Here is a 26,267-nt window from a genome sequence, read left to right on the forward strand (position 1 = left end):
CGCTGTCGATCGTACTGTCGGTAACAGTCATGTGCAGGGGGTGGCCGAGGTGGCCCGCAGACCGATAGCTCTCGTGACGGCGGCGGTGCTGCTCCTCGAAGCGCCCGGGATCGTCGCGGTCAACGCGGTGATGGCGCGGTTCGTGAAGGCCCAGTCGATGTCCCTCGACGGCATGGACCCCGACGCGATGTCCACCGGCACCTGGGTGCTCGGCATCGCCTCCGGCGCCGCGCTCGTCCTCTGCGCCCTGGTCGCCCTCGTCGCGGGCGTCCGGGACCGCCGTCCCGGCCGCTTCGGCCGGGGCCTGCTCATCGGCTGCGCGATCGTGCACGGGGTGCTCGGCGCGGTCGCGGTGGGGCTGATCGGCTGGGGCGCGTTCGCCTTCCTGGTGGCCGTACTCGGCCTGATCGTGCTGACGCTGGTGGCGTACGGCAAGACCGCCGCCGGAGCCCGCGAGGAGCTTCCGGCGGCGGCGTGACCCGAGCGGTGGCGTGATCCGAGCGGTGGCGTGATCCGAGCGGTGGCGTGAGTCGTCGGCCGTGTCAGGCCTCTCGGGTCCAGAGGTCGGTGATCCGCACGTCCAGCTTCGCGAGCAGCGTGCGCAGCAGCGGCAGCGACAGGCCGATCACATTGCCCGGGTCGCCGTCGATGCCGTCGATGAACGGCGCCGAACGCCCGTCCAGGGTGAACGCGCCCGCCACGTGCAGCGGTTCGCCGCTCGCCACGTACGCCGCGATCTCCTCGTCCGTCGGCTCGCCGAAGCGGACCACGGTGGAGGCCGTCGCCGACTCGAAGCGCTTGGCGGCCGTGTCGTACACACAGTGACCGGTCTGCAGGATGCCGACCCGGCCGCGCATCGACTTCCAGCGGGCGGTGGCCTCCTCGGCGTCGGCGGGCTTGCCGAGGGCCCGCCTGTCGAGTTCGAGGACCGAGTCGCAGCCGATGACCAGGGCGCCGAACACCTCGGGGCGGGCGGCCACATGGGCGGCCTTCGCCTCCGCGAGGGCGAGCGCGAGCTCGGCCGGGGTGGGGGCGTGCACCTTGTCCTCGTCGACCCCGCTCACGATCACCTCGGGGTCGAGACCGGCCTGCCGGAGCAGACCGAGCCGGGCGGGGGAGGCGGAGGCGAGCACGACGCGGCGCGGATCAGCAGTCATGGGGGAAGCGTAGCCAGTCGCGGGGGCCGGTTCGCGTCGACGGCTCAGCGGGCGCCGACCACGATCATCGCCACCACCATCGCCAGCGCCAGCAGGACGCCCGCGCGGCGGAGTCTCTCCTGCATGTCGCGCATGAACTTCGGCGGCTGATTCTTCGGGTCGGACCACAGCATGCCTCCGATCCTGCGGCCGGGGTGGCCGGGGCGCCTGAGTACGGATACTCAGGCGCCCCGGTGCCGATGGACTATTCGCGGAGGAACACGCCGTCCCGGGCCGCCGCCAGCGCCGCCGCCACGGCCCGTTCCGCGACGGCCCCGGTCAGCTCCTCGCGGGTGACCGCGAAGCGGTAGTAGAGCGGCGCGGAGACGGCGCGGAGCAGCTCGGCGGGGTCGGTCCCGGCCGGGATCTCGCCGCGCGCCGCGCCCCTGGTGACGACGGGGGCCCATTCGCCGAGCCGGGTCCGGTAGAAGGCGCCGAGGGCGCGGGCGCACTCCTCGTCGCAGCCGGCCGCGGCGATGACGGCGCGGAAGACGGCTCCCATCCGGGGGTCGGTGAGGGTGGCGCGGACGAGTTCGGCGTTGGCCCGCAGATCGCCCGGGAGGCTGCCGGTGTCGGAGGCGGGCAGGGACTGCTCGGCCATGTCGTGCAGGAGGTCGGTGACGAGGCCGACGGGGGAGCCCCAGCGGCGGTAGACGGTGGTCTTGCCGACGCCGGCGCCCGCGGCGATCCGGTCCATGTTGAGGGTGTGGAAGCCGGTGTCGGCGAGGGCGTCCAGGGTGGCGTCGAGGACGGCCCTGCGGACCTTCGCGGTGCGGCCGCCGGGGCGCACGGTGCCGGGCGAGGCCGGCTGGCTCTCGGTCAAACGGGTCTCCTGTTCCATTAAAGCCTTCGACTCTGCTACGGTACGGGACATCTTAACGGAACCAGTCTCCCATTAAGGGGTCACGCGCATGGCTGCCCTGGATCTCCCCACCGCCGCACCCGCCACGTCCGGCGCCCCGGACACCCGGATGACCGGACCCATGCGGCTGGTCCTCGCCGTCCTCCTCCTCGCCCAGTTCATGCTGGCCGTCGACTTCTCGATCCTGAACGTCGCCCTGCCCGCCATCGGCCAGGGACTCGGCTTCACCCTCGGCGGGCTCCAGTGGATCGCCACCGCCTTCGCCCTCGCCGCCGCGGGCTTCACCCTCCTCTTCGGGCGCGTCGCCGACCTCGTCGGACGCCGCCGCGTCTTCCTCGGCGGCATGGCGCTGCTCGGGATCTCCTCCCTCGCGGGCGGCCTCGCCACCGGCCCGGGTCTGCTGATGGCCGCCCGCGTCGCCCAGGGCCTCGCCACCGCCGCCGTCACCCCCGCCGCGCTCTCCCTGCTCACCTCCTCCTTCCCGGAGGGCCCGCTGCGGGCGCGGGCGCTCGGGCTCAACGGCGCCCTCATGTCCGCCGGCTTCACCACCGGCGCCATCCTCGGCGGCGTCCTCACCGACCTGCTCTCCTGGCGCTGGGCGTTCCTCGTCAACGTGCCGGTGGCCCTCGCCGTCCTCCTCGTCGCCCCCGCCGTCCTCAAGGAGAGCCGCCCCGCCGTCCGCCCCCGCCTCGACGTGCCCGGCGCGATCACCGTCACCGGCGGCCTCCTCGCCCTCGTCCACGGCCTCACCACCGAGCCGTGGGCCCTGCTCGTCGGCGCCGCCCTGCTCATCGCCTTCCCGTTCGTGGAGCGGCGGGCCGCCTCACCCCTCGTACCGGTACGGATCCTCACCCGCCGCACCGTCGTAGGGGGCAACCTCGCCGGGCTCGTCGCCTTCGTCACCGAGACCTCGCTGGTCTTCCTGCTGACGCTGTACCTCCAGGACGTCCTGGGCTTCTCCCCGCTCGCCGCGGGCCTCTCCTTCGGCGTCCTCGGCGCGGGCACGGTCCTCGGCGGGGTGGGCGCCGCCCGCTTCATCGCCCGCTTCGGCGCCCGTACGGCCCTCGTCGCCGGCGGCCTCCTCCAGGCCGCCGCGACCCTCGCCCTCTACGGCCTCGGCGACGACCGGGGCAGCCTCTGGCTGCTGCTCGCCGCGACCTTCGCGGGCGGCGTCGGCAACATGCTCGCGATCGTCGGCTTCATGGTCACCGCCACCTCGGGCATCCCCGACCACGAACAGGGCACGGCGACCGGGCTCGCGACCATGACCCAGCAGATCGGCATCACCATGGGCACCCCGATCATGAGCGCCGTCGTCGTCACCGCCCCCGTACTCCTCGACGGCATCGGCCTCGCGGTCCTCGTCAACGCGGCGATCGTGCTGGCGGGTGTCCTCGCGTCGGCGGTCTTCCTGCGCCGCTCGTGAGCGGTGCCCGCACACGCGAAAGGCCGGACCCCCCGCACACGGGGTCCGGCCTTCCGGCGGTGGCGGCTACACGGGCCAGTACGACCTCGCCCAGGCCCGCGGGCCCGGCCGGTGACGTACCGCCCGTGCGATACGGGAGGGGTCCGACCACCCCTCCGGCACCGCCGGGCCGCCGCTCTCGGCGGACGCCGCCGCCGTCGCGGCTGCCCGCGCCTGAACCACCGCCAGTGCGGCGGCCAACTCCTCCGGAGTCGGGTTTCCTCGTACGACCCTGATCACAACGGCTCCTTCGACGCGCGTACGGGCTACAGCGGGATGTTGCCGTGCTTCTTCGGAGGGAGGGATTCCCGCTTCGTGCGCAGCTGACGCAGGCCCTTCACGATCTGCGGGCGCGTGTCCGACGGCAGGATCACGCCGTCGATGTAACCGCGCTCGGCCGCCGTGTACGGGTTGAGCAGCGCGTCCTCGTACTCCCGCATCAGCCGCGCCCGCTCCGCCTCCTGGTCCTCTGCGGCGGCGATGGTCCGGCGGTGCAGGATGTTCACCGCGCCCTGCGCGCCCATCACCGCGATCTGCGCGGTCGGCCACGCCAGGTTCAGGTCCGCGCCCAGGTGCTTGGAGCCCATGACGTCGTACGCGCCGCCGAAGGCTTTCCGGGTGATGACCGTGATCAGCGGGACCGTGGCCTCCGCGTACGCGTAGATCAGCTTCGCGCCGCGCCGGATGATGCCGCCGTACTCCTGGTCCACGCCCGGCAGGAAGCCCGGGACGTCCACGAAGGTGAGGACCGGGATGTTGAACGCGTCGCAGGTGCGGACGAACCGCGCCGCCTTCTCCGAGGCGTTGATGTCCAGACAGCCCGCGAACTGCATCGGCTGGTTGGCGACCACACCGACCGGGAAGCCCTCGACACGGCCGAAGCCGGTCAGGATGTTCGGCGCGAACAGCGACTGCGTCTCCAGGAACTCGCCGTCGTCGAGGACGTGCTCGATGACCGTGTGCATGTCGTACGGCTGGTTCGCCGAGTCCGGGATCAGCGTGTCCAGCTCGCGGTCCTCGTCCGTCGCCTCGGTCTCCGCGACCTCGGGGAAGGCCGGCGCCTCGGAGAGGTTGTTCGACGGAAGGTAGGACAGCAGGGACTTGACGTAGTCGATCGCGTCCTTCTCGTCCCCCGCCATGTGGTGGGCCACGCCCGAGGTCGAGTTGTGCGTCCGGGCGCCGCCCAGCTCCTCGAAGCCGACGTCCTCGCCGGTCACCGTCTTGATGACGTCGGGACCCGTGATGAACATGTGCGAGGTCTGGTCCACCATCACCGTGAAGTCGGTGATCGCGGGGGAGTACACCGCGCCGCCCGCGCACGGGCCGACGACCAGGGAGATCTGCGGGATCACCCCGGAGGCGTGGGTGTTGCGGCGGAAGATCTCGCCGTACATGCCGAGCGCGCTCACACCCTCCTGGATGCGGGCGCCGCCGGAGTCGTTGATGCCGACGACCGGGCAGCCCGTCTTCAGCGCGAAGTCCATCACCTTGATGATCTTCTGGCCGTACGTCTCGCCCAGCGCGCCGCCGAACACCGTGAAGTCCTGCGAGAAGACCGCCACCGGGCGGCCGTCGACCGTGCCGTAGCCGGTGACGACACCGTCTCCGTACGGCCGGTTCTTCTCCAGGCCGAAGCTCGTCGACCGGTGCCTGGCCAGCTCGTCCAGCTCCACGAAGGAGCCCTCGTCGAGGAGCAGGTCAATCCGCTCGCGCGCGGTCAGCTTGCCCTTCGCGTGCTGCTTCTCCACCGCACGCTCCGAGCCGGCGTGGGTGGCCTCGTCGATACGGCGCTTGAGGTCCGCGATCTTGCCTGCGGTCGTGTGAATGTCGATCTCGTACTGCTCTGCCGGCTCGGACATCGGGATGCGGCTCCCTGCCTGGTCACGGGGGGTTCGTTGACTACGAATGGGCTACTGCTCAGCTACTGAGCCGTAGCGTATCGACGCAGATACGGTTCGGCACTGCGGTCTTTGCCACACCTAGTCTGGCTTGCATGACGTCCTCCCAAGGCTCCGGCGGACCCTGGTCCGACCTCGACCGGCCTCCGCTGAACGCACCCGCACTGCGCCGCGCCCTCGTCCTCCCCGACGGCCTGTGGACCTCGCTCGACGTGGTCACCAGCACCGGATCCACCAACAGCGACCTCGCCGCCCGCGCCGACGAGCTGCCCGAGGGCGCGGTGCTCGTCGCCGAGGAGCAGACCTCCGGCCGCGGCCGGCTCGACCGCAGCTGGACGGCGCCCGCCCGCTCCGGGCTCTTCGTCTCCGTCCTGCTCAAGCCCGACGTGCCGGTCCACCGCTGGGGCTGGCTCCCGCTGCTCACCGGCGTGGCCGCCTCGACCGGCCTCGCGAAGGCCGGCGGGGTCGACATGTCCCTCAAATGGCCCAACGACCTGCTGGTTTCCGTCGCGGGCGAGGAACGCAAGACCGGCGGCATCCTCGCCGAACGCGCCGGAGCGGACGGCATCGTCGTCGGCCTCGGCATCAACGTCACCCTCCGCGCCGGCGAACTGCCCGTCCCCACGGCGGGCTCCCTCCTCCTCGCCGACGCCGTCTCCACCGACCGCGACACCCTCCTGCGGGCCGTCCTGCGCTCCCTCGCCCAGTGGTACGGGGACTGGGTGCGGGCCGACGGCGACCCCGAGGCCTCCGGACTCCGGGCGGCCTACGCGGCCGGCTGCGCGACCCTCGGCCGCCGGATCAGGGCCGAGCTGCCCGGCGAGCGGATGCTGGAGGGCGAGGCGGTCGCCCTGGACGGCGACGGACGGCTCGTGGTCGACACCGAGGGCGGCGGCACGGAAGCGGTCGGAGCGGGCGACATCGTCCACCTGCGGACGCCGGCGGGCTGACCATCGGAGCGGGCGGAACACCGGCGGCAGCCGTTTCGCGCGTGAGCCATTCCACACCTGCCGTATCGTGGAGCGCGATCCAGGCGACAGATCGGCAGGGCAGTGGGCAGGGAACGGGCAGGAGGCGGCCGGTGACCGTCGACGACGCGAACGCGGGCGGCGGGACAGAGCCACCCACGTACCCGACGCCTCACCACGAGGTCGATCACACGGCCGAACCGAGCGACGACCCGCTCGCCATCCGCCTCGAACAGCTCATCCTCGGCGCGGACCGCCGCTACACCCCGTTCCAGGCCGCCCGCACCGCCGGCGTCTCCATGGAACTGGCCTCCCGTTTCTGGCGGGCCATGGGCTTCGCCGACATCGGCCAGGCCAAGGCGCTCACGGAGGCCGACGTCCTCGCCCTGCGGCGGCTCGCCGGTCTCGTCGAGGCCGGGCTGCTCAGCGAGCCGATGGCCGTGCAGGTCGCCCGCTCCACCGGACAGACCACCGCCCGGCTCGCCGAGTGGCAGATCGACTCCTTCCTGGAGGGCCTCACCGAGCCGCCCGAGCCCGGCATGACCCGCACCGAGGTCACGTACCCCCTGGTCGAGCTGCTCCTGCCCGAGCTGGAGGAGTTCCTGATCTACGTCTGGCGCCGCCAGCTCGCCGCCGCCACCGGCCGGGTCGTGCAGGCCGCCGACGACGAGGAGATGGTCGACCGGCGGCTCGCGGTCGGCTTCGCGGACCTCGTCGGCTTCACCCGGCTCACCCGCCGCCTGGAGGAGGAGGAGCTCGGCGAACTCGTCGAGGCCTTCGAGACCACCTGCGCCGACCTCGTCGCCGCGCACGGCGGCCGGCTCATCAAGACCCTCGGCGACGAGGTCCTGTACGCGGCCGACGACGCCGGTACGGCCGCCGAGATCGCCCTGCGCCTGATCGAGACCCTCGGCCAGGACGAGACGATGCCCGCACTGCGCGTCGGCATCGCCTTCGGCACCGTGACGACCCGGATGGGCGACGTCTTCGGCACCACCGTGAACCTCGCGAGCCGCCTCACGTCGATAGCTCCGAAGGACGCCGTCCTCGTCGACGGCGCGCTCGCGGAGGAGCTGTCCAGGACCGGGGAGGCGCCCGTCTCGGAGACCGAGGCCGCCGAGGAGGCGGTCCGCGCGGAGAAGGAGGGCCGCAGGTCGGCGACGTACCGCTTCGCGCTCCAGCCGATGTGGCAGCGCCCGGTCCGCGGCCTCGGCGTCATCGAACCCTGGCTCCTGACCCGCCGCCCCACCTAGGATCTCCGGTGAACGTCTGTTAACAGCCGTTAACAGACCTTGATCGGGAGGGTGTGCGGCATGACCGAGCAGCGTTTTGGTGAGTTCGTCGTGGTCCGGCGGGACGGGTACGTCGCCGAGCTGGTCCTCGACCGGCCCAAGGCGATGAACGCCGTCTCCTCGGAGATGGCCCGCTCCCTCGGTGCCGCCTGCGAGGCGCTCGCCGCCGACGCCTCCGTACGCGTCACCGTGCTCACCTCCTCGAACGACCGGGCCTTCTGCGTCGGCGCCGACCTCAAGGAGCGCAACTCCTTCACCGACGCCGAGCTGGTCCGCCAGCGGCCGACCGCCCGCGCCGCGTACACCGGCGTCCTGGAGCTGCCCATGCCGACCGTCGCCGCCGTGCACGGCTTCGCCCTCGGCGGCGGCTTCGAGCTGGCGCTGGCCTGCGATGTGATCGTCGCCGACGCGACCGCCGTGGTCGGCCTCCCCGAGGTCTCCGTCGGTGTCATCCCCGGCGGTGGCGGTACGCAGCTGCTGCCGCGCCGGGTCGGCGCGGCGCGCGCGGCCGAGCTGGTCTTCACGGCCCGCCGGGTGGAGGCCGTGGAGGCCCGCGAGCTGGGACTCGTCGACCTCCTGGAGGAGGACGCGCGGACGGCCGCCCTGGAGCTGGCCGGGCGGATCGCGGCCAACTCGCCGGTCGGGCTGCGCGCGGCGAAGAAGGCCATGCGGCTCGGTCAGGGCCTGGACCTGCGGGCGGGCCTGGAGGTCGAGGACGCGGCCTGGCGTTCGGTGGCGTTCTCGGGGGACCGCGCGGAGGGCGTCGCGGCCTTCAACGAGAAGCGGAAGCCGAACTGGCCGGGTGAGTGACTTTCACCGTTCTGCACTAAATGTCACTTACGGTGACGTCTCGGAAGGGAAAACGGATCAAACCTCCCTAAGCTGGAGGAATGGGTGAGGATGTGCGGCTGCGGGCCGTGGTGGCGCTGGCGCAGGGGATGGCGGCGGCGCACACTCCGCGCGAGTTCTGGCGGGCGGCGGCGCTCGGGTCCTGCGAGGGCCTCGACGGAAGCTTCGCCGCCCTGTCGGTCTGGGAGCGGGACCACGGACGTCTCAAGGTCCTGGTGAACGCCGGGGAGCGGGCGGCGGGGGAGGAGGAGTTCCCGGACTCGGAGACGTATCCGGTGCACCAGTTCCCCGAGATCACCGAGTTCCTGCACGAGCGGTGGGCGGGCGGCGGCGAGCCCGACGCCTGGGTGGAGACCGTGACCGACCCGGTGCCGACCGGCCGGGTGACCGGCCTGCGGCGGCGGGGGCGCGGCTGCTGCGTGGTGGCGCCGATCGTGCTGCACGGGCGCGCGTGGGGCGAGCTGTATGTGGCCCGCCCACCGGAGCAGAAACCTTTCAGCCGCGCGGACGCCGACTTCGCGACCGTCCTCGCCGCGGTCGTCGCGGCGGGCATCGCCCAGGCCGAGCGCCTGGAGGAGGTCCGCAAGCTCGCCTTCACCGACCCGCTCACCGGGCTGGCCAACCGGCGGGCCGTCGACACCCGCCTCGACGAGGCCATCGAGCGCTACCGGGCGGACGGCTCCGTCGTCAGCCTGGTGGTCTGCGACCTCAACGGCCTCAAGCGGGTCAACGACACCCACGGCCATGCCGTCGGCGACCGGCTCCTCGAACGCTTCGGCTCGGTCCTCTCCCGCTGCGGTGCCATGCTGCCCGGCGCCCTCGCGGCCCGCCTCGGCGGCGACGAGTTCTGCCTGCTCACGGTCGGCCCGACGGCGGACGAGGTCGTCGCGGTCGCGGAGGAGCTGTGCGTCCGGGCGGCGGAACTCGAACTCGGCGAGGGCGTGGCCTGCGGGGTGGCGTCCACCGGCGACCCCATCGGCCCCCTCAGGTCGGCCCGCCGGCTCTTCCGCCTCGCCGACGCCGCCCAGTACCAGGCCAAGGCGGCCCGCTCGGCGAAACCGGTGGTGGCGGGCCGTGACGGCACGGTCGTCCGCCTGGCCGACGCCCCGCCGGGAGCCCGCGACCGCCGCCGCTTCCGGGACGCCCCGCCGGTGGAACCACCGCCGGAGTCCTGACGGCCACGGCTCCGGAAAGGCCGGAGCCCCCCGAAGACCGGACGGGTCTTCGGGGGGCTCCCGGGTTCAGGAGGTCGGTTCCTCCCGTCGTACGACCATCGGTCGTGCGACCACCTGCCGTACGACTACCGCGAGGCGTACCCGAAGCGGACGCCGCCCGAGGGCACACCGCCCGTTCCCGGCTTGTACGTGGTCGTCGGGCCGACCGCCCCGCCGACGGTCACGTTGGACATCGGCAGGGCGTACATCGCGCCGCCGGCGTTCGGACCGTAGGACATGCCGACGTACAGGCGGGTGGCGGTGAAGGAGAGGCTCTTGCCGAGGTACTGCTTGGTGCCCGGGGTGCCGGGGATGCCGTCGCCGTCGCCCGCCTCGATCCAGCGGTCGTTGGTCCCGGCCGAACCGGCCAGCGAGAACATGTGGACCGCGCCGGCCTGGGCGACCGTGCCGATGGCCTCGCCGGGCGTACCGACGGCGAGCCGCATGGACGCCGAGGTGCTCACGGCGTCGGGGGCGGTGTTGACGGCGGCCAGGGTCTCGCCCATGCGGTCCCCGGTCTCGGAGACGCCGGAGACCGTGTCCTCCGCCGTGCCCTGCTTGAGCTCGCGCAGATAGCTCCAGGTGCCGTCGGCCTTGATGCGGATCTGGACGACCCGGCCCGCGTTGGCCTGGTCCTCGGTGCCCACGAGGACGCCCTCGCCGGGCGAGCCGATCGCGAGGATCGACTCGGCGGCGGTGGCGGCGCCCACCGCGCGGAACGGGGCGATGGCCAGCGCGTAGCCGAACTCGTCACCGGCCTCGGAGCCGCCGGAGATCGCGGCGTTGTCCTGGTCGAGGCCCGCCAGCGGGGTGGGGCGGCCCTCGGAGTCCAGCTTGTTGGGGTTGAAGATCACGACGCCGCCGGACTTCGCCAGGGTGCCGATGGCCTCGCCGGGGGAGCCGATGGCGAGGAAGTTGGAGTCGCCGGCCACGCTGAAGCCGAACTTGTCGTCCTTCTCCGCGGTACCGGGGACGCCCGCCTTGTCCTGGTGGATGGTGACGTTGGTGGCGCCGTGCACGTAGAAGGCGCTGCCCGCCTTGGTGACCGTGCCGAGGGCCTCGCCGGGGACGCCGATCAGCAGGTACGGCTCGCCCGCCTTGGTGGTGCCCGCCGCGAGGGAGTCGCCCATGCGGTCGCCCGCCTCGGCGGTGGAGGCGGCGATGGCGCCGTTGCCCTGGCCCTGCTCGTAGTGCGTGGCCTTCTTGGTGCCGGTGCCGAGACCGCCGGGCGCGCCGTAGAGCACGTCGACGAAGCCGGCGTCGACGGCGGTGCCCACGTCCTCCGCGGGGGTGCCCACGACGAGGTCGGTGTAGCCGTCCTTGTCGTAGTCGACGGTGGCGAGTTCCTCACCGAACCAGTCGCTCTGCTCGGCGCCGCCCGGCACCCAGTCGAGGTCCTGGTTGATGCCCGTGGTGCCCTTGCCGCCGCCGTAGGTGACCCAGACCGCGCCGGCGGTGGTGTTGCCGCCGACGGTGGCCGCCGGGTCGGCGATGGCGACGTCCTCGGCGCCGTCGCCGTTGAAGTCGACGATGTTCGTCCGCTTCGGGGCGATGGCCTGGCCGAGGTCGATGCGCGGGGTGCTGGCGCCCGTGTAGGCGATGGGCCTGCCGCTGGACTTCAGGAGCGCGAGGAGGTCGGTGACGCTCTTGTCGGGGTACGCCTGCCGCAGCACCGCGAAGGCGCCGGCCACGTGCGGCGCGGCCATCGAGGTGCCGTTCTTCGGGGCGTACGTGCCACCGGGAACGGAGGAGACGATGCTGGTGCCGGGCGCGAACAGATCGAGCAGCGGGCCCCGGTTGGAGAAGGCGGAGACCTCGTCGTCGGGGGTGGTGGAGCCGACGGTGACGGCGGAGGAGACGCAGCCGGGGGCGCTGACCGCGTCGCCGTAGCCGTTGTTTCCGGCCGCGACCACGGTGGCGACACCGGCGGCGAGCAGCTTGTCGATGGCCATCTTGCGCGGGTCGGCGGTGCAGTCGGAGGTGTAACGGCCGCCGCCGAGGCTGAGGTTCGCCGCGATCACGGGCGTGCCGGCCTGACGCAGCTGCAGCACCTTGTCCAGGCCCGCGAGCTGGGCGCTGGTGAAGCTGAGGACGCAGGGTTCGGTGCTGCCGCAGTAGTCCTCGGAGTCGAACCTGCTGAAGACCTGGATGGCGATGAGGTCGGCGCCGGGGGCCACACCGTGGGCCGGGGCGCCGGTGAGTCCGGCGCCGTTGCCCGCGGCGATGCCGGCCACATGGGTTCCGTGGTCGCAGCCGGTGAGGGTCGCGCAGGCCCCGGTGCCGGCGTCGGCGGTGCCGATGCCCTCCTGCTGCTCGGTGCCGTTGGGGCAGAGGCTGGTGGCGCCGAGGTCCGCGTCGCCGGGGGAGAAGCAGGCCTCGGTCTTGACGCGGCCCTTCAGGAAGGGGTGCTGGGTGGCGACACCGGTGTCCAGGATCGCGATCGAGCTGCCCGCGCCGGTCTTCCCGGCGGCGAAGGCCTTGTCACCGCCGATGAGGGGGATGCTCACGTCCAGCGTCGGCGGCACCGGGACATCCTCGGTGACGCTGACGACGCCGGGCTTGGCTGCCAGCTTCTCCAGTCCGGCCTGGTCGACCTTGAGGGTGACCACCGGCAGGACCGCGAAGGACAGCTTCGTCTCGCCCGCGGTCGCCGCGTCGGGGATGTCCGTACGGTTCTCGGTGACGACGTTGACGCGGACGGTGCCGCCGGTGGCGGTGGCGTCGTAGAGCGGCGGGTCGACGACACTGTCGGCCGCCCCGGCCGCCGCGGGGACACTCTGCGGCGCGGCGGCCTGGGCCGGTATCGCGCCGAGCGACACGGTCGTCATCGCGGTGATGACCGTGGCCCAGATCTTCTTCTTCACAGTTGCCTCGGAGAGAAAGAGGACGTCGCCCGGCCCGTGGGTACGAGGGCACGGCTCAGCCCGTGGAGACGGTGGCAGCACGCATGTGCGGGAAGCGGTGACGGAGCGCCGGGGTACGGCGTACGGAGGAGTGCCGGCCCGGTGGCGAGGGCCGCTCGGCGCGGCCGGGTGGCACGGGCCGGTCGGCGCGGCCGGTCGGCGAGGGCCGGGTGGCGAGGGGTTCGCCCCCCGGCCCTCGACGCCCCGGGGCAGGCTCCGTCAGGAGGTGGAGCCGTGGATCAGGTCTTGTTGGCACCGTTCTTCGGGTTGCCCGCGCGGACACCCTGGCGGTAGGTCCACGCGGTGGCGCGGCAGGCCCGCTTCCAGAAGTAGCCCGAGCAGACCTTGTCGCGCAGCGTGGTGTAGAAGACGTCGTCCACCGCCGTCTTCTTCCTGCGGTCGAGGTAGTACGAGTAGCCCTTGTAGGTGTTGCCGATCAGGCCGTAGCCGTAGTCGTGCATGTCGCACGCGGGACGGAAGTTCCAGCCGCCCGGCTTGCTGACGTTCGGGCCGGGGGTGCTGCAGCCGTCGTAGTTGATGCCCACGACGCGGTAGCCGGTCTTGGTGTACTTGAAGTACGGCTTGTGCCAGCCGTAGTGCGCGGCCCAGGCGGCGCAGCCGGTCTTCCAGTAGTACAGCCAGTGGCGGGCCCAGCTGCACTTGCGCGGGTAGGCCTCCGGGTCGGAGATCTCACCCGGGCCGATGTCCGTGGCCGGGGGAGCGACGGCGGTCTCGTCGGCGATCCCGGTCGCACCCTCGATCGGGGCGTCCGAGGCCGGGCGGGCCGGGCCGGTCGGCAGCACGTCGGGGGAGGCCGACGTGGCCGGGTAGGCGAGGTCCCAGTCGCCGTTGACCGGCGAGACGATGTCGGAGACGCGGCCGGTGGTGTCGTACACGTACGAGGAGACCGCGGCGCTGCTCTCGACCGGGTTGGTCACCGTGCGCAGCAGACCCGAGGCGTCGTACGCGTACCGGGCGAGGGTCTGCGTCGTGGTGCCGGTGGTGACCTTGACTTCCTTGGCGCGGCCCGAGTAGTCGCCGAGCGTCGCTCCGGAGGCCGTGGTGGCGCTCGCGTAGCTGATCGACACGGTCTCCTTCAGGGCCTCTCCGACGGCCGGCTCCGTGATGGTGGAGACCCGGCCCTTGGTGTCGTAGCCGACGGTGGAGACGCCGTAGGCCGCGTTGCCCGAGCTGGTGACGCGCCAGGCGTTGGTGCCCGGGGCGACCTGCTTCCAGGTGCGGGTGGGCTTGAGGTTCGCGGCCGGCACGGGGTCGTCGCCGACCTCGCCGGTGCCTCCGGACTGCCCCTCGTCGGCCACCGAGAGATCCACGTTGAGGGTCTCGACGACGGTGGAGACCAGGGTGCCGGTGGCGGCGTCCCACCGGGCGGTGTCGGTGAGCTTGTCGCCCTCGGCGGTCTCGTACTTCTTCACCCCGCCGCCGTCGGGGTAGTCGAGGCTGCTCTTGAGCAGGTAGCGCACCGACTCACCGACGTTGAGGTCGGTGACGACGATGGCGTCGCCCTGCTGCTCCAGCTTCTGGTTGAGCTCGCCGCCCAGGAACTCGGCTTCCCAGCCGGGGCCGAAGACGCCCATGTCGGTGCGGCCCGCGGGGGCGGACTCGGGCTTGGAGACGCCGCCGCCCGCCTGGGCGGCGACGGTGTGTCTGCGGCCGACCGAGCCGACGGCGACGTCGTTCTCGGCGATCTCGAAGGTCTGGCTGCCGGTCGAGTACATACCCGGGCCGACTTCCTCGAACTCGCCGGTCGCGGCCGGCGGGTCGACGAGCCCCAGTCCGGCCGTGCCCGTACCGGACGCCTGCGGTCCGGCGGTCGCGACCCCGATGGCGCTCTGCGGGAGCAGCAGCGCCATGGAGAGTGCGGCGATGACGGGTAGAGCGGTTCTGCGCACGAATTCCCCCTCATTCACGAGTTGATCGTTTGCCGATCGATGCGGACCTTAGGGCGCTTCACGAGACGTTCACAAGAGGTCGGGAGAGGTGAAAAGAATTCGCTTTTATTTGCGGAAGTGATTTGCATTCGTTTTCGGTCAAGTGGCTGAGACAGGTATGAGTAGGGGTACTCATGCGGACTGGGCGACGCGCCCCGAGACTGTGCGCATGACGCGAATCCATGCCTCGAAGGGCACGTCCGTACGCTCCCCGGGCCGTCCGCGACGCGCCCTCGCGGCGGCGGTCCTCGGCGCCCTGGCGCTCACCGCCTGCGGCGCCGAGGGGACGGAGGGTGGCGGAAAGGCCGCCGGACCAGCCCCTTCCGTCTCCACGGCCGGCGGCGCGAGCAGTACGGAGGAAGGTGCGGCCGGCGGTGCGAAGGACGGCGCGGACGGCGCCGCCTTCGCCGCGATGCTGGCCCGGGTCGCCCAGCCGTGCCCCGTCGGCCACGCGCCGGCCGACCGGCCCAGCGCCCCGGCGGGAGGCGGGGAGGAGCCGACCGTCCGCCCGGGAGAGATGCCGCCGACCGGTCCGATCGAACCGGGCTTCCCCACCTCCGGCCCCGAGGTGGAGCTGAGCGCGCGCGACTGGTGCGCGAGCGGGCTGCACGAGGAGCGCATCACCCAGGCGCTCCTGAAACTGAAAGATCCCGCTCCGGCCGAGGTCAGGAAGATCCTGAACCGCCTCGGCTACATCGACGGGCGCATCCACGGCCTCGGACGGACAGGTCCGGCCACGGTCTTCTTCCTCGATCTGAGGGAGAAGGGGGGTCGGCTTTGCGTCAAGGGTTCGGCCGCCGGTGAGAACACCGTCGTCGACACCTGTGTGGCGCCCCTGAGCGGTGAGTTCTCGCCCGCGAATGTCGGGAATTAGCTATTGTGTCAATGTGCGGCAAGCCGCACGCATTTCGAGTCCATTCCGGCCGACGGTTTCGACCGGTGATTTTCCCGTGCCGTTCCACCGATTCCCGTGCGGAGTTCACGCCGGATTCGGGGTGAGCCCTCGGGGGCCCGTGCCGCCGGCGCGGGCGGGCGGCGGATCGGTAAGGGTCCGGAGCGGCGAGGGGTGGTGACATGCCCCTCGGCGCTCCCCTAGTGACATGTCGGTCTTCAATCCGTAGGCTGCTGAATATGGATATGCAGACAGTCGTCCTCGGCACGTCCGGCACGACCCCGCAGGACGTCATCGACGTCGCCCGCCACGGCGCCCGCGTCGAGCTGTCGAACGAGGCCGTGCGGGCGCTCGCCGCCGCCCGGGACGTCATCGACGCGCTCGCCGCCAAGCCCGAGCCCGTCTACGGGGTCTCCACCGGCTTCGGCGCGCTCGCCACCCGGCACATCGGCCACGAGCTGCGCGCCCAGCTCCAGCGCAACATCGTCCGCTCGCACGCCGCCGGCATGGGCCCGCGCGTCGAGCGCGAGGTCGTCCGCGCCCTGATGTTCCTGCGGCTGAAGACCGTCGCCTCCGGCCACACCGGCGTCCGCCCCGAGGTCGCGCAGACCATGGCCGACGTCCTCAACGCCGGCATCACCCCGGTCGTGCACGAGTACGGCTCCCTCGGCTGCTCCGGCGACCTCGCCCCGCTCTCCCACTGCGCCCTCGCGCTGATGGGCGAGGGCGACGCCGAGGGCCCCGACGGCGTGCTGAAGCCGGCCGGCGAGCTGCTCGCCGCCCACGGCATCGCCCCCGTCGAGCTCAAGGAGAAGGAGGGCCTCGCCCTCCTCAACGGCACCGACGGCATGCTCGGCATGCTGATCATGGCCCTGGCCGACCTCGACACCCTCTACAAGTCGGCCGACATCACCGCCGCGCTCTCCCTCGAAGCCCTCCTGGGCACCGAGAAGGTCCTCGAACCCGAGCTGCACGCCATCCGCCCGCACCCCGGCCAGGCCGCCTCCGCCGCCAACATGCTCGCGGTACTCAAGGGCTCCGGCCTCACCGGCCACGCCCAGGCAGGCGAGGCTCCCCGCGTCCAGGACGCCTACTCGGTGCGCTGCGCCCCGCAGGTCGCCGGCGCCGGCCGCGACACCATGGCCCACGCCCGGCTCGTCGCCGAGCGCGAGCTCGCCGCCGCCGTCGACAACCCCGTCGTCCTCGCCGACGGCCAGGTCCGCTCCAACGGCAACTTCCACGGCGCCCCCGTCGCGTACGTCCTCGACTTCCTCGCCATCGCCGCCGCCGACCTCGGCTCCATCGCCGAGCGCCGCACCGACCGGCTCCTCGACAAGAACCGCTCGCACGGCCTGCCGCCCTTCCTCGCCCACGACGCCGGCGTGGACTCGGGCCTGATGATCGCCCAGTACACGCAGGCCGCCCTGGTCAGCGAGATGAAGCGGCTCGCCGTCCCGGCCTCCGCCGACTCCATCCCCTCCTCCGCGATGCAGGAGGACCACGTCTCCATGGGCTGGTCCGCCGCCCGCAAGCTGCGCACCGCGATCGGCAACCTCAACCGGATCATCGCGGTCGAGCTGTACGCCGCCACCCGGGGTGTCGAACTCCGCGAGGGCCTCACCCCGGCCCCCGCCTCGCAGGCCGCCATCGCCGCCCTGCGCGCGGCCGGCGTCGAGGGCCCCGGCCCGGACCGCTTCCTCGCCCCCGACCTGGCCGCCGCCGACACCTTCGTACGGGAAGGGAAGCTGGTCGCCGCGGTGGAGCCGGTCACCGGACCGCTGGAGTAGGCACGAACAGCACGGAACGACGCAGGGCCCGCCCCGGGGCTTCCCGGGGCGGTCCCTGGCTCATGTCATGTACGGACGTTCAGGACGCCCGGCCCCTGCGGTGCATCGCGAGGGCCACGAAGCCCGCGCCGACGCCCAGGAAACCCGTCCCGCCGAGCAGATACGGCGTGGTGTCCCTGCTTCCGGTCTCCGCCAGGCGTCCGTCGTCCGGGGCGGGCCCCTCCTGGGTGACCCCGATTTGGACCCCGCCCTGCTCGTCGGTGGCGTTGGCGGACGGTACGAACCACAGTGCGCACAGCAGCGTCCCGGCGGCGGTCGCGGTCAGCAGTGGGCGTCGGGCGGCGGACACGGAAATTTCGATCCCCCTTGCGGAAACCGCGAATTGGTCGGTGCGCCGATGCTAATGAACACAGCGGGTCGTGGGAAAGCCGAGGGCCCGCAGGCGCCTACGCTCCGACTCATGAGTACTTCTGAGACAGCACGTTATGTCCGCCTTCGCGTCGATGTGGTCCTGGAGATCGACGGGCCGGCCGAACTCGCCGAGGCCGCCGAGGCCCGGATCGACGCCGACGAGTTCATGCCCGAGGAGGAGCGGGTGCAGGCCCGCGCCGCCGCGCGCGAGGACGGTGCCGAGGCCCTCGCGTACCTGGTCGAGCCCTTCGACCTGATCCGCGACGTCCCCGGGATCGAGATGGTCCAGGCCTCCTGGAGCAGCGAGGAGATCGAGTACGACCCCGATGCGCTGGAGTACGACCTCGGCGAGGAAGATGGGGACGAGGAAGACGACGACGACCGGTCGTAGAGCAGGCATCCATCCTGTTCCAGGGCCCCGGGACGCCGTCCCGGGGCCCTGCCCGTGCGCGACGGCGCAGGCGGCCCCGCCGGGACGAAGCGCCGGGCCGGTGGAACCGGACGGACCGTACGAGCGTGTCGATCAGTGGTGTTCCCCACAAACGCTCCGCTTCCGGAACCGGACGGGGTGTCATGGCGTTCCCAGAAGAAGTTGGCAGGGAACCGGCGACGATGGAGAAGCGTGTGATGACGGACGGCAAGCGCCGCCGCAGGAGCCTGGCCGCCGCGGCCGCCGTGCTCGGCGGCGTGCTGGTGCTCTCGGCGTGCAACGACGGGGACAAGGGCGCGGGTGCCACCGGCTCCGCGACGCCGAACTCACAGGCCCAGGTCGACGAGGCGGCGGCGCAGAAGACCTCCAAGGCGCAGATCACCATCTCGCCGAAGAGCGGCACGCAGAACGCCTCGATCAACAACGACGCCAAGGTCACCGTCGCCGAGGGCAAGCTCACCGAGGTCGTCATGACCACGGCCGAGGGCGAGGCCGTCAAGGGTGAGATAGCGGCCGACGGCCTCAGCTGGAAGCCGGACGGTGCGCTGAAGCGCGCCACGGTCTACAAGATCGCCGCGACCGCCACGGACGCGACCGGCCTGGAGGCCCACGAGAACTCCTCGTTCACCACCGTCTCCAAGGCCAACAGCTTCATCGGCAACTTCACGCCCGAGGACGGCTCGACCGTCGGCGTCGGCATGCCGGTCTCGATCAACTTCAACAAGGCGATCACCGACAAGAAGGCCGTCCAGGGCGGCATCACGGTCTCCTCCAGCTCCGGCCAGGAGGTCGTCGGGCACTGGTTCAACTCCCAGCGCATCGACTTCCGCCCCGACAAGTACTGGACCGAGGGCTCGACCGTCACCCTCAAGCTCGACCTCGACGGCGTCGAGGGCGCCGACGGTGTCTTCGGCGTCCAGCAGAAGACCGTCACCTTCAAGATCGGCCGCAACCAGGTCTCCACCGTCGACGTCGCCACCAGGACCATGACGGTCACCCAGGACGGCAAGACGATCAAGAGCATCCCGATCTCCGCCGGCTCCCCGGACAACCCGACCTACAACGGTCAGATGGTGATCTCCGAGAAGTTCAAGGAGACCCGGATGAACGGCGCGACCGTCGGCTTCACCGACTCCGACGGCAAGGGCGAGTACGACATCAAGGACGTGCCGCACGCCATGCGCCTGTCCACGTCGGGCACGTTCATCCACGGCAACTACTGGGGCCCGGACTCGATCTTCGGCTCCTCCAACACCAGCCACGGCTGTGTGGGCCTCAACGACGTCAAGGGCGCCGGCGACCCGAACCAGTCGGCCGCCTGGCTCTACGACCACTCGATCGTCGGTGACGTCGTGATCGTCAAGAACTCCAAGGACAAGACGATCGCCCCGGACAACGGCCTCAACGGCTGGAACCTGAGCTGGGCGGACTGGAAGGCCGGCTCGGAGGCCTGAGCCGCCGCGGGACCCCGCAGACGACGAACGGCCCCCTCCCGCACAGGGAGGGGGCCGTTCCCGTACCCGCCACCTACTTCCGTACGTCCGCCGCCGCCTCGTCCACACCCCACTGCGCCAGCAGCCGCAGCGCGTCCGCCGAGGCCGTCCCCGGCTCCGCCTGGTATGTCACCAGCACCAGGTCCGGGTCACCGCCCGCCACCTTCATGCTCTCGTACGACAGCGTCATCTCGCCCACCAGCGGATGCCGCAGCCGCTTCGTCCCGTGCCCCTTGTCCGCGACGGTGTGCGCCGCCCACAGCGACCGGAACTCCTCGCTCTTCACCGACAGTTCGCCGACCAGCGCCAGCAGCGCGGGATCGTCGGGGTAGCAGCCCGCGTACATCCGCAGCATGCTCACCACCTCGGTGGCCTTGCACTCCCACTCCACGTACAGATCGCGCGCGTTCGCCCCGAGGAAGACCAGCCGGGCCATGTTGCGCTCCTCCGGCTCCATCGCCGTGAAGTCACCCATCAGCGCCCGCGCCATCCGGTTCCAGGCCAGCAGGTCCATGCGCCGGCCGACGAGGAGCGCGGGGACGCCGTCCATCGAGTCCAGCAGGTGCTGGAGACCGGGCCGCACCTGCTGGGGGCGGACGATGGCCGCCCGGTGCTGCCGCTTCTTCGCCGTCGGCTTGGCCAGGTGGGTCAGATGCGCCCGCTCGCTGTCGTTCAGCCGCAGCGCCCGCGCGATGGAGTCGAGCACCTCCATGGACACGTTCCGCCCGTTGCCCTGTTCGAGCCGGGTGTAGTACGCCACCGACACCCCGGCCAGCTGCGCCAGCTCCTCGCGGCGCAGCCCCGGCACCCGCCGGTGGCGCCCGAGCTCCGGCAGCCCCACGTCCTCCGGCTTCAGCCGGGCCCGGCGCGAGCGCAGGAATTCGCTGAGTTCGGCACTGAGATCCATGCGTCCCGATTATCCCAGGCCGCCGGGCCGGACGGACGGGTGTTCCTGTCCCTGCCAGTGGTAGGCACGGTGGTCGTAGGCAGAGCAGGGGGCTGGGCGGTGAAGGAACGATCCGGCAGGCTCGTATCCATGACCACGAACGTGACCACCGTCCCCGCCTACGCCGCACCCGCCGCCAACGCCCCGCTGGAGCGCACCACCGTGCCGCGCCGGGCCGTCGGCGAGCACGACGTCCTCATCGACATCAAGTACGCCGGCATCTGCCACTCCGACATCCACCAGGCCCGCGACGGCTGGGGCAAGGGCATCTTCCCGATGGTCCCCGGCCACGAGATCGCCGGAATCGTCGCCGAGGCCGGCCCCGGCGTCACGAAGTTCAAGGTCGGCGACCGGGTCGGCGTCGGCTGCTTCGTCGACTCATGCCGCGCGTGCGACCACTGCGCGCAGGGCCTGGAGCAGTACTGCACACAGGGCGGCACCAGCACGTACAACGCCCTCGACAAGAACGGCGAGCCCACCTACGGCGGCTACTCCACCCACATCGTCGTCGACGAGAACTACACCCTGCGCATCCCCGAGGGCATCGGCCTCGACGAGGCCGCCCCGCTGCTCTGCGCCGGCGTGACCCTCTACTCGCCGCTCGCCCACTGGCAGGCCGGCCCCGGCAAGAAGGTCGCGATCGTCGGCCTCGGCGGCCTCGGCCACATGGGCGTCAAGATCGCCCACGCGCTGGGCGCCGAGGTGACCGTGCTCAGCCAGTCGCTCCGCAAGCAGGAGGACGGCCTGAAGCTGGGCGCCGACCACTTCCACGCGACCGGCGACCCGGAGACCTTCAAGAAGCTCGCCGGCACCTTCGACCTGGTGATCTCCACGGTCTCGGCGCCGCTGGACTTCGACGCCTACCTGAGCCTGGTGAAGACGGACGGCGCCCTGGTGAACGTGGGCGCCCCCGAGGAGCCCGTCAAGATCGGCCTCTTCTCCCTCATCGGAGGCCGCAAGACCCTCGCGGGCTCGATGATCGGCGGCATCGCGGAGACGCAGGAGATGCTCGACTTCTGCGCCACCCACGGGCTGGGCGCCGAGATCGAGCTGATCCGCGCCGACCAGATCAACGAGGCGTACGAGCGCGTCATCACGAGCGACGTCCGCTACCGCTTCGTGATCGACACGTCGACGATCTGACGGCCGGTGTCCCCGGGGGCTACGGCCCGACGGCGGCCGGCGCCGCGTGAGCGGAGGCCGCGTAGGCGAGAAGCTCCGCGAAACGCAGCCACCGCGGCAGGGGAAGGTCCAGCGGTGCGCCGTACCCCGGGGTCAGCCGGCGGCCGATGCCCGCGAGGGTGCCGGCCAGCTCCTCCCGTACCGGATCGTCCGGCCGCCCGAGGGCGGTGAGGTACGCCGTGCCGCAGGCGTCGAGACGGCCGTGCAGCTCCGCGAGCTCCCGCGCCCGGTCGTCGGGGACGAGGGCAGCTCACGCGGGGAGGCCTGCGGTCAGCCGTCGGCCCTGGCGACACCGATCGGGCACGAGACGCCCGTGCCGCCGATGCCGCAGTAACCCGCCGGGTTCTTGTCCAGGTACTGCTGGTGGTACGGCTCCGCCGGGTAGAAGGGGCGGGTGTCGTCGGCCGGCAGCAGCTCGGTGGTGATCGTGCCGTAGCCCGAACCCGCCAGGACCCGCTGGTAGGCCTCGCGGGAGGACTCGGCCGCCGCGGCCTGGGCGGGCGTGTGGGTGTGGATCGCGGAGCGGTACTGGGTGCCCACGTCGTTGCCCTGGCGGAAGCCCTGCGTCGGGTCGTGCGACTCCCAGAACAGCTTCAGGAGGCTCTCGTACGAGACCTTCGACGGGTCGAACACGACCCGGACGGCCTCGGTGTGGCCGGTCAGGCCCGAGCAGACCTCCTCGTACGCCGGGTTCGGCGTCAGGCCGCCCTGGTAGCCGACGAGGGTCGTCCAGACGCCGTCGGTCTGCCAGAACTTGCGCTCGGCGCCCCAGAAACAGCCGAGGGCGAAGTCGGCGACCTCCAGGCCCTCCGGGTACGGGCCGACGAGCGGGTTGCCGAGGACGGTGTGGCGCTCGGGAACGGCGAACTCCGGCTCGGCGCGCCCGCGCAGGGCCTGCTCGGGGGTGGGGAGGACGGGGGTGCGGGACAGGAACATGCTGCATCTCTCCTCGACGGTCGGCAGTGGTCACAACAAGGCGGGGCCGGAAGGGATTCCCCTCCGGCCCTCGCGCGGTCCCGGTACTGACGCGCTCCCGGTCCGGCCTGGCTCCGGTCCCGGTCCCGGTCCTTGCGCGGTCCCGGTCCTCGACGAGGCTCCCGCGAGCGCCGCCCTCAGCGCGGCAGGGTCGCCGGGCTGCCGCCGTTCGCCTCGTAGCCCGCCACCGCCAGGTTCCGGCACACCGTGTACTCCGCCGCCGGGTCCGCGCTCAGCGTCCACGGCACCGCGCCCACGTGCCCGTCGACCCGCACCAGCTGGTGCATGGCCTCCGACCAGCGCTGCGCGCGCACCAGGAACCAGACGAGCAGATGGCGGACGTGCGCCAGCATCGGGTCGTCGGGCCGGGCCGAGTGCACCGCGTACAGCGCGCCGTCCATCGCCTTCGACACCACGGCCGTACGGAAGAAGTCCTGCACGAGCACCACGTCCGGCACGTGCTCGTACACCGCGAACAGCGGCAGCGCCGCGAGCAGCGAACCCCGGGGCGCGCGCGCCGCGGCCGTCGTCGCGAAGTGGTCGGCCTCCTCGCGCGAACCGTGCCACTTCTCGCACCAGTAGTGCAGGGCCGCCAGATGCGCCCCCATGTGCTGCGGCGCCCGGTCGATGACCTTCGCCCACACCTGGTCGAACTGCTCGTGGCCGTAGCCCAGACCGCGTGCCACGGCCAGCTGAGTGATGTAGGGGACGGGGTCGCCCGGGGCGAGCAGCGCCGCCTCCTCGGAGACCTTCAGCCCCTCCTCCAGGATGATCCGGAAGTCGTCCGTACCGGCCGCCGACGACCGCCACGCCTGCTGCACCAGGAACTCGGCGTGCACGGCCGCGCCGCCCGCGTCCTTCGGGGCCTCCGCCCGCCAGGTCCGCAGCCACGCCCCGCCGACGCCCGGCCGCCGCTGGAGCTCCAGCGACGCGGCGCCCGCGAAGGCCTGGACGCGCTGCCAGCGAACCTCGCCGTCCTTGTCGGTGGCGTCGAGCAGCCGCGAGGCCGCCCGCCAGTCCTGGGTGGCCTGGACGACGTCGAGCACGTGCAGAAGCTCGTCGTCCGCACCCGGAAGCCGCACGTCCAGCTCCTCCTGACGCGCGAATCCGTACGCGTCCGGGTCCGCCGCGTCCGGGGTGCCCGGCGCGACCTGACGGATCCCGCCGGCGCGGCGGCGCAGCACGTAGGGCCCGAGGACACCGAACAGCAGGCCAAGGGCGATCAGGAACCAGAGAATCTCCATGTGTCCATTGTCCAGGACACCCGATGAGACGATCGCGGCGGCGGGCTCCGCTCGGGACTACGCTCCTGACCCATGAGCGACCAGCACTCCCATCAGAGCTTCGAGACCCGCGCGATCCACGCGGGCAACACCGCCGACCCGCTGACCGGCGCGGTCGTCCCGCCCATCTACCAGGTGTCCACCTACAAGCAGGACGGCGTGGGCGGGCTGCGCGGCGGTTACGAGTACAGCCGCAGCGCCAACCCCACCCGTACCGCGCTCGAGGAGAACCTGGCGGCCCTGGAGGGCGGCCGGCGCGGTCTCGCCTTCGCCTCCGGACTGGCCGCCGAGGACTGCCTGCTGCGCACCCTCCTCGCGCCGGGCGACCACGTGGTCATCCCGAACGACGCCTACGGCGGCACGTTCCGGCTGTTCGCCAAGGTCGTGCAGCGCTGGGGCGTCGACTTCTCGGTGGCGGACACCTCCGACGTCGACGCGGTGCGGGCGGCCGTCAACGACCGTACGAAGCTGATCTGGGTCGAGACCCCCTCGAACCCCCTCCTCGGCATCACCGACATCGAGGCCGTCGCGGGCGTCGCCCGGCAGGCCGGCGTGAAGCTCGTCGTCGACAACACCTTCGCCTCGCCGTACCTCCAGCAGCCGCTGGCGCTCGGCGCGGACGTCGTCGTGCACTCGCTCACCAAGTACATGGGCGGCCACTCCGACGTCGTCGGCGGCGCGCTCGTCACCGCCGACGAGGCGCTCGGCGAGGAACTGGCGTACCACCAGAACGCGATGGGCGCGGTCGCCGGTCCGTTCGACTCGTGGATCGTGCTGCGCGGCATCAAGACCCTCGCGGTCCGCATGGACCGGCACAGCGAGAACGCCGGGAAGATCGTCGAGATGCTGACCCAGCACCCGAAGGTCACCCAGGTCCTCTACCCGGGGCTCCCCGAGCACCCGGGCCACGAGATCGCGGCCAAGCAGATGCGTTCCTTCGGCGGCATGATCTCCTTCCGCGTGGAGGGCGGCGAAGAGGCGGCCGTCGCGGTCTGCGACCGCGCGCGGCTGTTCACGCTCGGCGAGTCCCTCGGCGGCGTGGAGTCCCTCATCGAGCACCCGGGCCGGATGACCCACGCGAGCGTCGCGGGCTCCGCCCTGGAGGTCCCCGCCGACCTCGTCCGCCTCTCGGTGGGCATCGAGAACGTCGACGACCTGCTCGCGGACCTGCGCCAGGCGCTGGGCTAGTCCCCACGGTGACCGCCGGGCGTCCCCACCGGGGCGTCCGGCGTCCGGGGCGTACGGCGCCGCCTCGCGAAGGTGCGTCCCGCACCCGTCAGGAGCCCGCCACCGGTTCCTTCAGGCTGGCGCGGATCTCCTCCCGCATCGCGGGGCTGTCCTGGTGCTCATGGACGGAGACCATGTGCTCGGCGGCCGCCCGGATCACTTCCTCCTCCTCGCCCGAGATGTAGAGCGAGCAGTTCGACACGCTGGGGGTGTCGCGGCAGTCGGTTGCTTTCCTGGTCATGTCGACCTCCTGACCCTCTGCTCCTCCCAGGTTAAGCCCGTGCTCACCAGCCTTCGAGCGGCGGAGTCGTCGCCGCGGGCGGGACCTCCCACGGCCGGACCGCCGACGCCCACACCACGAACGCGAACACGGCGAGCACCCCCAGGGCCCACAGCGCCCGGCGCGCCTTCCCGGCCAGCCGCAGCCGCCGGGACCCCCGCTCGGCCGCCCGGCGCCCGAGGCCGCCCGGCACCGGCGGGTGCGGGGTGTCGAGGAGCCGCCGGACGGCGTCCTCCCGGTCCTCGTACCGGCTCACGCGGCAGGCTCCCGCCGTACCGGCACCGGCCGGGCGGCTTCCCGCCGGGCCGCCGCCCCGAGCGCGGCGACCGCGCGGGCGCAGACGGCGCGCACGCGGGCCTCGGGCAGCCCGAGCAGTGCCGCGAGCTGCTCCTCGGCGACCCCCTCGTACAGCCGGAGGACGACGACGAGCCGTTCCCTCGGGTGCAGCGCGGCGAGCACGCCCCGGCCGCCGTGGTGCCGCCACGCGGTGCGCGCGAAACGGGCGGCGAGATCGGACCGTGTCAGCTCGTACGGGTCCTCGCCGCGCAACCGGCCCCACACCGCGTAGGTATGCGCCAGCGAGGCCGTCAACAGGGCCTGGGCATACGGGTTGTGGGAGCGGGTCTCGGCGGTCAGCAGGGTCGCGGCGTGCAGCAGCCGACCCGCCGCCCCGGCCACGAACGAGTCGAACTCCCGGGTGCGGTAGGCGCGTTCGGCCTCTCTGGCGCTGCTCCGACGCTCTCGCACCTCCTCATCTGAGGGCAG

The 26,267-nt window shown here is 72.2% G+C and carries 26 protein-coding genes; 12 read left to right on the forward strand and 14 right to left on the reverse strand.

The annotated features are described in order from the left end of the window. The first annotated feature begins 49 nt into the window (after window positions 1-49). Window positions 50-478, forward strand: coding sequence for a hypothetical protein (locus V4Y03_RS21485; RefSeq protein ID WP_332435946.1), 429 nt, complete (start codon window positions 50-52; stop codon window positions 476-478). Between the two features lie 64 nt (window positions 479-542). Here the strand turns inward: V4Y03_RS21485 and V4Y03_RS21490 are convergent, their stop codons facing one another. The 3 genes from V4Y03_RS21490 to V4Y03_RS21500 form a co-directional block, all read right to left on the reverse strand. Continuing rightward, window positions 543-1,157, reverse strand: coding sequence for a nucleoside triphosphate pyrophosphatase (locus tag V4Y03_RS21490; RefSeq protein WP_317874140.1), 615 nt, complete (start codon window positions 1,155-1,157; stop codon window positions 543-545). 44 nt (window positions 1,158-1,201) lie between these two features. Continuing rightward, window positions 1,202-1,330 carry a morphogenic membrane protein MmpB gene (gene mmpB / locus V4Y03_RS21495; RefSeq protein ID WP_277922076.1) on the reverse strand — a complete coding sequence of 43 codons (129 nt, stop codon included), beginning with the start codon at window positions 1,328-1,330 and terminating at the stop codon, window positions 1,202-1,204. 71 nt (window positions 1,331-1,401) lie between these two features. Beyond that, a complete protein-coding gene (locus V4Y03_RS21500; RefSeq protein WP_317874141.1) occupies window positions 1,402-2,037 on the reverse strand; it encodes a TetR/AcrR family transcriptional regulator in 636 nt (211 codons plus the stop codon). A 70-nt stretch (window positions 2,038-2,107) separates the two neighbouring features. On the opposite strand from V4Y03_RS21500, the gene V4Y03_RS21505 reads away from it, so the two are divergent. Then, on the forward strand, window positions 2,108-3,484 hold the full coding sequence (locus V4Y03_RS21505; RefSeq protein ID WP_332435947.1) for an MFS transporter: 1,377 nt from the start codon (window positions 2,108-2,110) through the stop codon (window positions 3,482-3,484). Between the two features lie 66 nt (window positions 3,485-3,550). Here the strand turns inward: V4Y03_RS21505 and V4Y03_RS21510 are convergent, their stop codons facing one another. After that, on the reverse strand, window positions 3,551-3,763 hold the full coding sequence (locus V4Y03_RS21510) for an acyl-CoA carboxylase subunit epsilon (protein WP_079044482.1): 213 nt from the start codon (window positions 3,761-3,763) through the stop codon (window positions 3,551-3,553). A gap of 26 nt (window positions 3,764-3,789) precedes the next feature. Next, entirely contained in the window at window positions 3,790-5,382 is a 1,593-nt protein-coding gene (locus V4Y03_RS21515; protein ID WP_332435948.1) for an acyl-CoA carboxylase subunit beta, read from the reverse strand. Between the two features lie 134 nt (window positions 5,383-5,516). Between V4Y03_RS21515 and V4Y03_RS21520 the strand changes: the two genes are divergently transcribed. From V4Y03_RS21520 to V4Y03_RS21535, 4 genes are all read left to right on the forward strand, one after another. Then, complete coding sequence (locus tag V4Y03_RS21520; RefSeq protein WP_332435950.1) at window positions 5,517-6,371, forward strand: biotin--[acetyl-CoA-carboxylase] ligase; 855 nt, start codon at window positions 5,517-5,519, stop codon at window positions 6,369-6,371. A gap of 131 nt (window positions 6,372-6,502) precedes the next feature. Beyond that, window positions 6,503-7,642, forward strand: a complete 1,140-nt coding sequence (locus V4Y03_RS21525) for an adenylate/guanylate cyclase domain-containing protein (RefSeq protein WP_317874145.1) — start codon at window positions 6,503-6,505, stop codon at window positions 7,640-7,642. A 60-nt stretch (window positions 7,643-7,702) separates the two neighbouring features. Further along, on the forward strand, window positions 7,703-8,491 hold the full coding sequence (locus V4Y03_RS21530) for an enoyl-CoA hydratase/isomerase family protein (protein ID WP_332435952.1): 789 nt from the start codon (window positions 7,703-7,705) through the stop codon (window positions 8,489-8,491). 80 nt (window positions 8,492-8,571) lie between these two features. Then, window positions 8,572-9,705, forward strand: a complete 1,134-nt coding sequence (locus tag V4Y03_RS21535) for a GGDEF domain-containing protein (RefSeq protein ID WP_332435953.1) — start codon at window positions 8,572-8,574, stop codon at window positions 9,703-9,705. Between the two features lie 125 nt (window positions 9,706-9,830). On the opposite strand, the gene V4Y03_RS21540 is transcribed toward V4Y03_RS21535, so the two are convergent. Continuing rightward, complete coding sequence (locus V4Y03_RS21540) at window positions 9,831-12,572, reverse strand: S8 family peptidase (protein ID WP_443079881.1); 2,742 nt, start codon at window positions 12,570-12,572, stop codon at window positions 9,831-9,833. 314 nt (window positions 12,573-12,886) lie between these two features. Beyond that, window positions 12,887-14,575 (reverse strand): phospholipase A2, encoded by a 1,689-nt coding sequence (locus V4Y03_RS21545; protein ID WP_332435956.1) that lies wholly within the window; start codon window positions 14,573-14,575, stop codon window positions 12,887-12,889. Between the two features lie 190 nt (window positions 14,576-14,765). Here V4Y03_RS21545 and V4Y03_RS21550 point away from each other — a divergent pair, with 190 nt between their 5' ends. Both V4Y03_RS21550 and hutH read left to right on the forward strand, forming a co-directional pair. Next, window positions 14,766-15,470 (forward strand): hypothetical protein, encoded by a 705-nt coding sequence (locus tag V4Y03_RS21550; protein ID WP_332435957.1) that lies wholly within the window; start codon window positions 14,766-14,768, stop codon window positions 15,468-15,470. 263 nt (window positions 15,471-15,733) lie between these two features. Further along, window positions 15,734-17,275 carry a histidine ammonia-lyase gene (hutH, locus tag V4Y03_RS21555; RefSeq protein ID WP_332437240.1) on the forward strand — a complete coding sequence of 514 codons (1,542 nt, stop codon included), beginning with the start codon at window positions 15,734-15,736 and terminating at the stop codon, window positions 17,273-17,275. 79 nt (window positions 17,276-17,354) lie between these two features. Here hutH and V4Y03_RS21560 read toward each other — a convergent pair whose 3' ends face one another. Beyond that, complete coding sequence (locus V4Y03_RS21560; protein ID WP_317877731.1) at window positions 17,355-17,624, reverse strand: hypothetical protein; 270 nt, start codon at window positions 17,622-17,624, stop codon at window positions 17,355-17,357. A 111-nt stretch (window positions 17,625-17,735) separates the two neighbouring features. On the opposite strand from V4Y03_RS21560, the gene V4Y03_RS21565 reads away from it, so the two are divergent. Continuing rightward, window positions 17,736-18,077 (forward strand): hypothetical protein, encoded by a 342-nt coding sequence (locus tag V4Y03_RS21565; RefSeq protein WP_056551818.1) that lies wholly within the window; start codon window positions 17,736-17,738, stop codon window positions 18,075-18,077. A gap of 221 nt (window positions 18,078-18,298) precedes the next feature. Then, complete coding sequence (locus V4Y03_RS21570) at window positions 18,299-19,570, forward strand: L,D-transpeptidase (protein ID WP_317877732.1); 1,272 nt, start codon at window positions 18,299-18,301, stop codon at window positions 19,568-19,570. 73 nt (window positions 19,571-19,643) lie between these two features. Here V4Y03_RS21570 and V4Y03_RS21575 read toward each other — a convergent pair whose 3' ends face one another. Beyond that, window positions 19,644-20,516, reverse strand: coding sequence for a helix-turn-helix domain-containing protein (locus V4Y03_RS21575; RefSeq protein ID WP_332435959.1), 873 nt, complete (start codon window positions 20,514-20,516; stop codon window positions 19,644-19,646). A gap of 129 nt (window positions 20,517-20,645) precedes the next feature. Between V4Y03_RS21575 and V4Y03_RS21580 the strand changes: the two genes are divergently transcribed. Then, window positions 20,646-21,698 carry an NAD(P)-dependent alcohol dehydrogenase gene (locus tag V4Y03_RS21580; RefSeq protein ID WP_317877734.1) on the forward strand — a complete coding sequence of 351 codons (1,053 nt, stop codon included), beginning with the start codon at window positions 20,646-20,648 and terminating at the stop codon, window positions 21,696-21,698. Between the two features lie 309 nt (window positions 21,699-22,007). Here V4Y03_RS21580 and msrA read toward each other — a convergent pair whose 3' ends face one another. Together msrA and V4Y03_RS21590 are read right to left on the reverse strand one after the other, a co-directional pair. Then, window positions 22,008-22,673, reverse strand: a complete 666-nt coding sequence (msrA, locus tag V4Y03_RS21585) for a peptide-methionine (S)-S-oxide reductase MsrA (RefSeq protein ID WP_317878552.1) — start codon at window positions 22,671-22,673, stop codon at window positions 22,008-22,010. 176 nt (window positions 22,674-22,849) lie between these two features. Further along, the gene (locus V4Y03_RS21590; RefSeq protein WP_332435961.1) at window positions 22,850-23,956 is read right to left on the reverse strand and encodes a hypothetical protein; all 1,107 of its coding nucleotides are present in this window, start codon (window positions 23,954-23,956) and stop codon (window positions 22,850-22,852) included. Window positions 23,957-24,028: 72 nt separating this feature from the next. On the opposite strand from V4Y03_RS21590, the gene V4Y03_RS21595 reads away from it, so the two are divergent. Then, complete coding sequence (locus V4Y03_RS21595; protein WP_332435962.1) at window positions 24,029-25,183, forward strand: cystathionine gamma-synthase; 1,155 nt, start codon at window positions 24,029-24,031, stop codon at window positions 25,181-25,183. Between the two features lie 88 nt (window positions 25,184-25,271). On the opposite strand, the gene V4Y03_RS21600 is transcribed toward V4Y03_RS21595, so the two are convergent. Genes V4Y03_RS21600 through V4Y03_RS21610 form a run of 3 tightly spaced genes read right to left on the reverse strand, consistent with a single transcriptional unit; the run spans window position 25,272 to window position 26,249 of the window. Beyond that, on the reverse strand, window positions 25,272-25,463 hold the full coding sequence (locus V4Y03_RS21600; protein ID WP_317878555.1) for a DUF1059 domain-containing protein: 192 nt from the start codon (window positions 25,461-25,463) through the stop codon (window positions 25,272-25,274). A 43-nt stretch (window positions 25,464-25,506) separates the two neighbouring features. Then, window positions 25,507-25,758, reverse strand: a complete 252-nt coding sequence (locus V4Y03_RS21605; protein WP_332435964.1) for a hypothetical protein — start codon at window positions 25,756-25,758, stop codon at window positions 25,507-25,509. Further along, a complete protein-coding gene (locus V4Y03_RS21610; protein ID WP_332435965.1) occupies window positions 25,755-26,249 on the reverse strand; it encodes a sigma factor-like helix-turn-helix DNA-binding protein in 495 nt (164 codons plus the stop codon). Before V4Y03_RS21610 ends, V4Y03_RS21605 begins: the two co-directional genes overlap by 4 nt. Window positions 26,250-26,267: the final 18 nt, after the last annotated feature.

It is taken from the genome of Streptomyces sp. P9-A4, assembly GCF_036634195.1.
In the GTDB taxonomy this organism is placed as follows: domain Bacteria; phylum Actinomycetota; class Actinomycetes; order Streptomycetales; family Streptomycetaceae; genus Streptomyces.

Coding starts and splice junctions, on each gene's coding strand:
- V4Y03_RS21535 (WP_332435953.1), top strand. CDS start 8,572: ATGGGTGAGGATGTGCGGCTGCGGGCCGTGGTGGCGCTGGCGCAGGGG.
- V4Y03_RS21575 (WP_332435959.1), bottom strand. CDS start 20,516: ATGGATCTCAGTGCCGAACTCAGCGAATTCCTGCGCTCGCGCCGGGCC.
- hutH (WP_332437240.1), top strand. CDS start 15,734: ATGCAGACAGTCGTCCTCGGCACGTCCGGCACGACCCCGCAGGACGTC.
- msrA (WP_317878552.1), bottom strand. CDS start 22,673: ATGTTCCTGTCCCGCACCCCCGTCCTCCCCACCCCCGAGCAGGCCCTG.
- V4Y03_RS21505 (WP_332435947.1), top strand. CDS start 2,108: ATGGCTGCCCTGGATCTCCCCACCGCCGCACCCGCCACGTCCGGCGCC.
- V4Y03_RS21550 (WP_332435957.1), top strand. CDS start 14,766: ATGACGCGAATCCATGCCTCGAAGGGCACGTCCGTACGCTCCCCGGGC.
- V4Y03_RS21530 (WP_332435952.1), top strand. CDS start 7,703: ATGACCGAGCAGCGTTTTGGTGAGTTCGTCGTGGTCCGGCGGGACGGG.
- V4Y03_RS21570 (WP_317877732.1), top strand. CDS start 18,299: ATGGAGAAGCGTGTGATGACGGACGGCAAGCGCCGCCGCAGGAGCCTG.
- V4Y03_RS21490 (WP_317874140.1), bottom strand. CDS start 1,157: ATGACTGCTGATCCGCGCCGCGTCGTGCTCGCCTCCGCCTCCCCCGCC.
- mmpB (WP_277922076.1), bottom strand. CDS start 1,330: ATGCTGTGGTCCGACCCGAAGAATCAGCCGCCGAAGTTCATGCGCGAC.
- V4Y03_RS21515 (WP_332435948.1), bottom strand. CDS start 5,382: ATGTCCGAGCCGGCAGAGCAGTACGAGATCGACATTCACACGACCGCA.
- V4Y03_RS21580 (WP_317877734.1), top strand. CDS start 20,646: ATGACCACGAACGTGACCACCGTCCCCGCCTACGCCGCACCCGCCGCC.
- V4Y03_RS21600 (WP_317878555.1), bottom strand. CDS start 25,463: ATGACCAGGAAAGCAACCGACTGCCGCGACACCCCCAGCGTGTCGAAC.
- V4Y03_RS21565 (WP_056551818.1), top strand. CDS start 17,736: ATGAGTACTTCTGAGACAGCACGTTATGTCCGCCTTCGCGTCGATGTG.
- V4Y03_RS21500 (WP_317874141.1), bottom strand. CDS start 2,037: ATGGAACAGGAGACCCGTTTGACCGAGAGCCAGCCGGCCTCGCCCGGC.
- V4Y03_RS21590 (WP_332435961.1), bottom strand. CDS start 23,956: ATGGAGATTCTCTGGTTCCTGATCGCCCTTGGCCTGCTGTTCGGTGTC.
- V4Y03_RS21520 (WP_332435950.1), top strand. CDS start 5,517: ATGACGTCCTCCCAAGGCTCCGGCGGACCCTGGTCCGACCTCGACCGG.
- V4Y03_RS21540 (WP_443079881.1), bottom strand. CDS start 12,572: ATGACGACCGTGTCGCTCGGCGCGATACCGGCCCAGGCCGCCGCGCCG.
- V4Y03_RS21595 (WP_332435962.1), top strand. CDS start 24,029: ATGAGCGACCAGCACTCCCATCAGAGCTTCGAGACCCGCGCGATCCAC.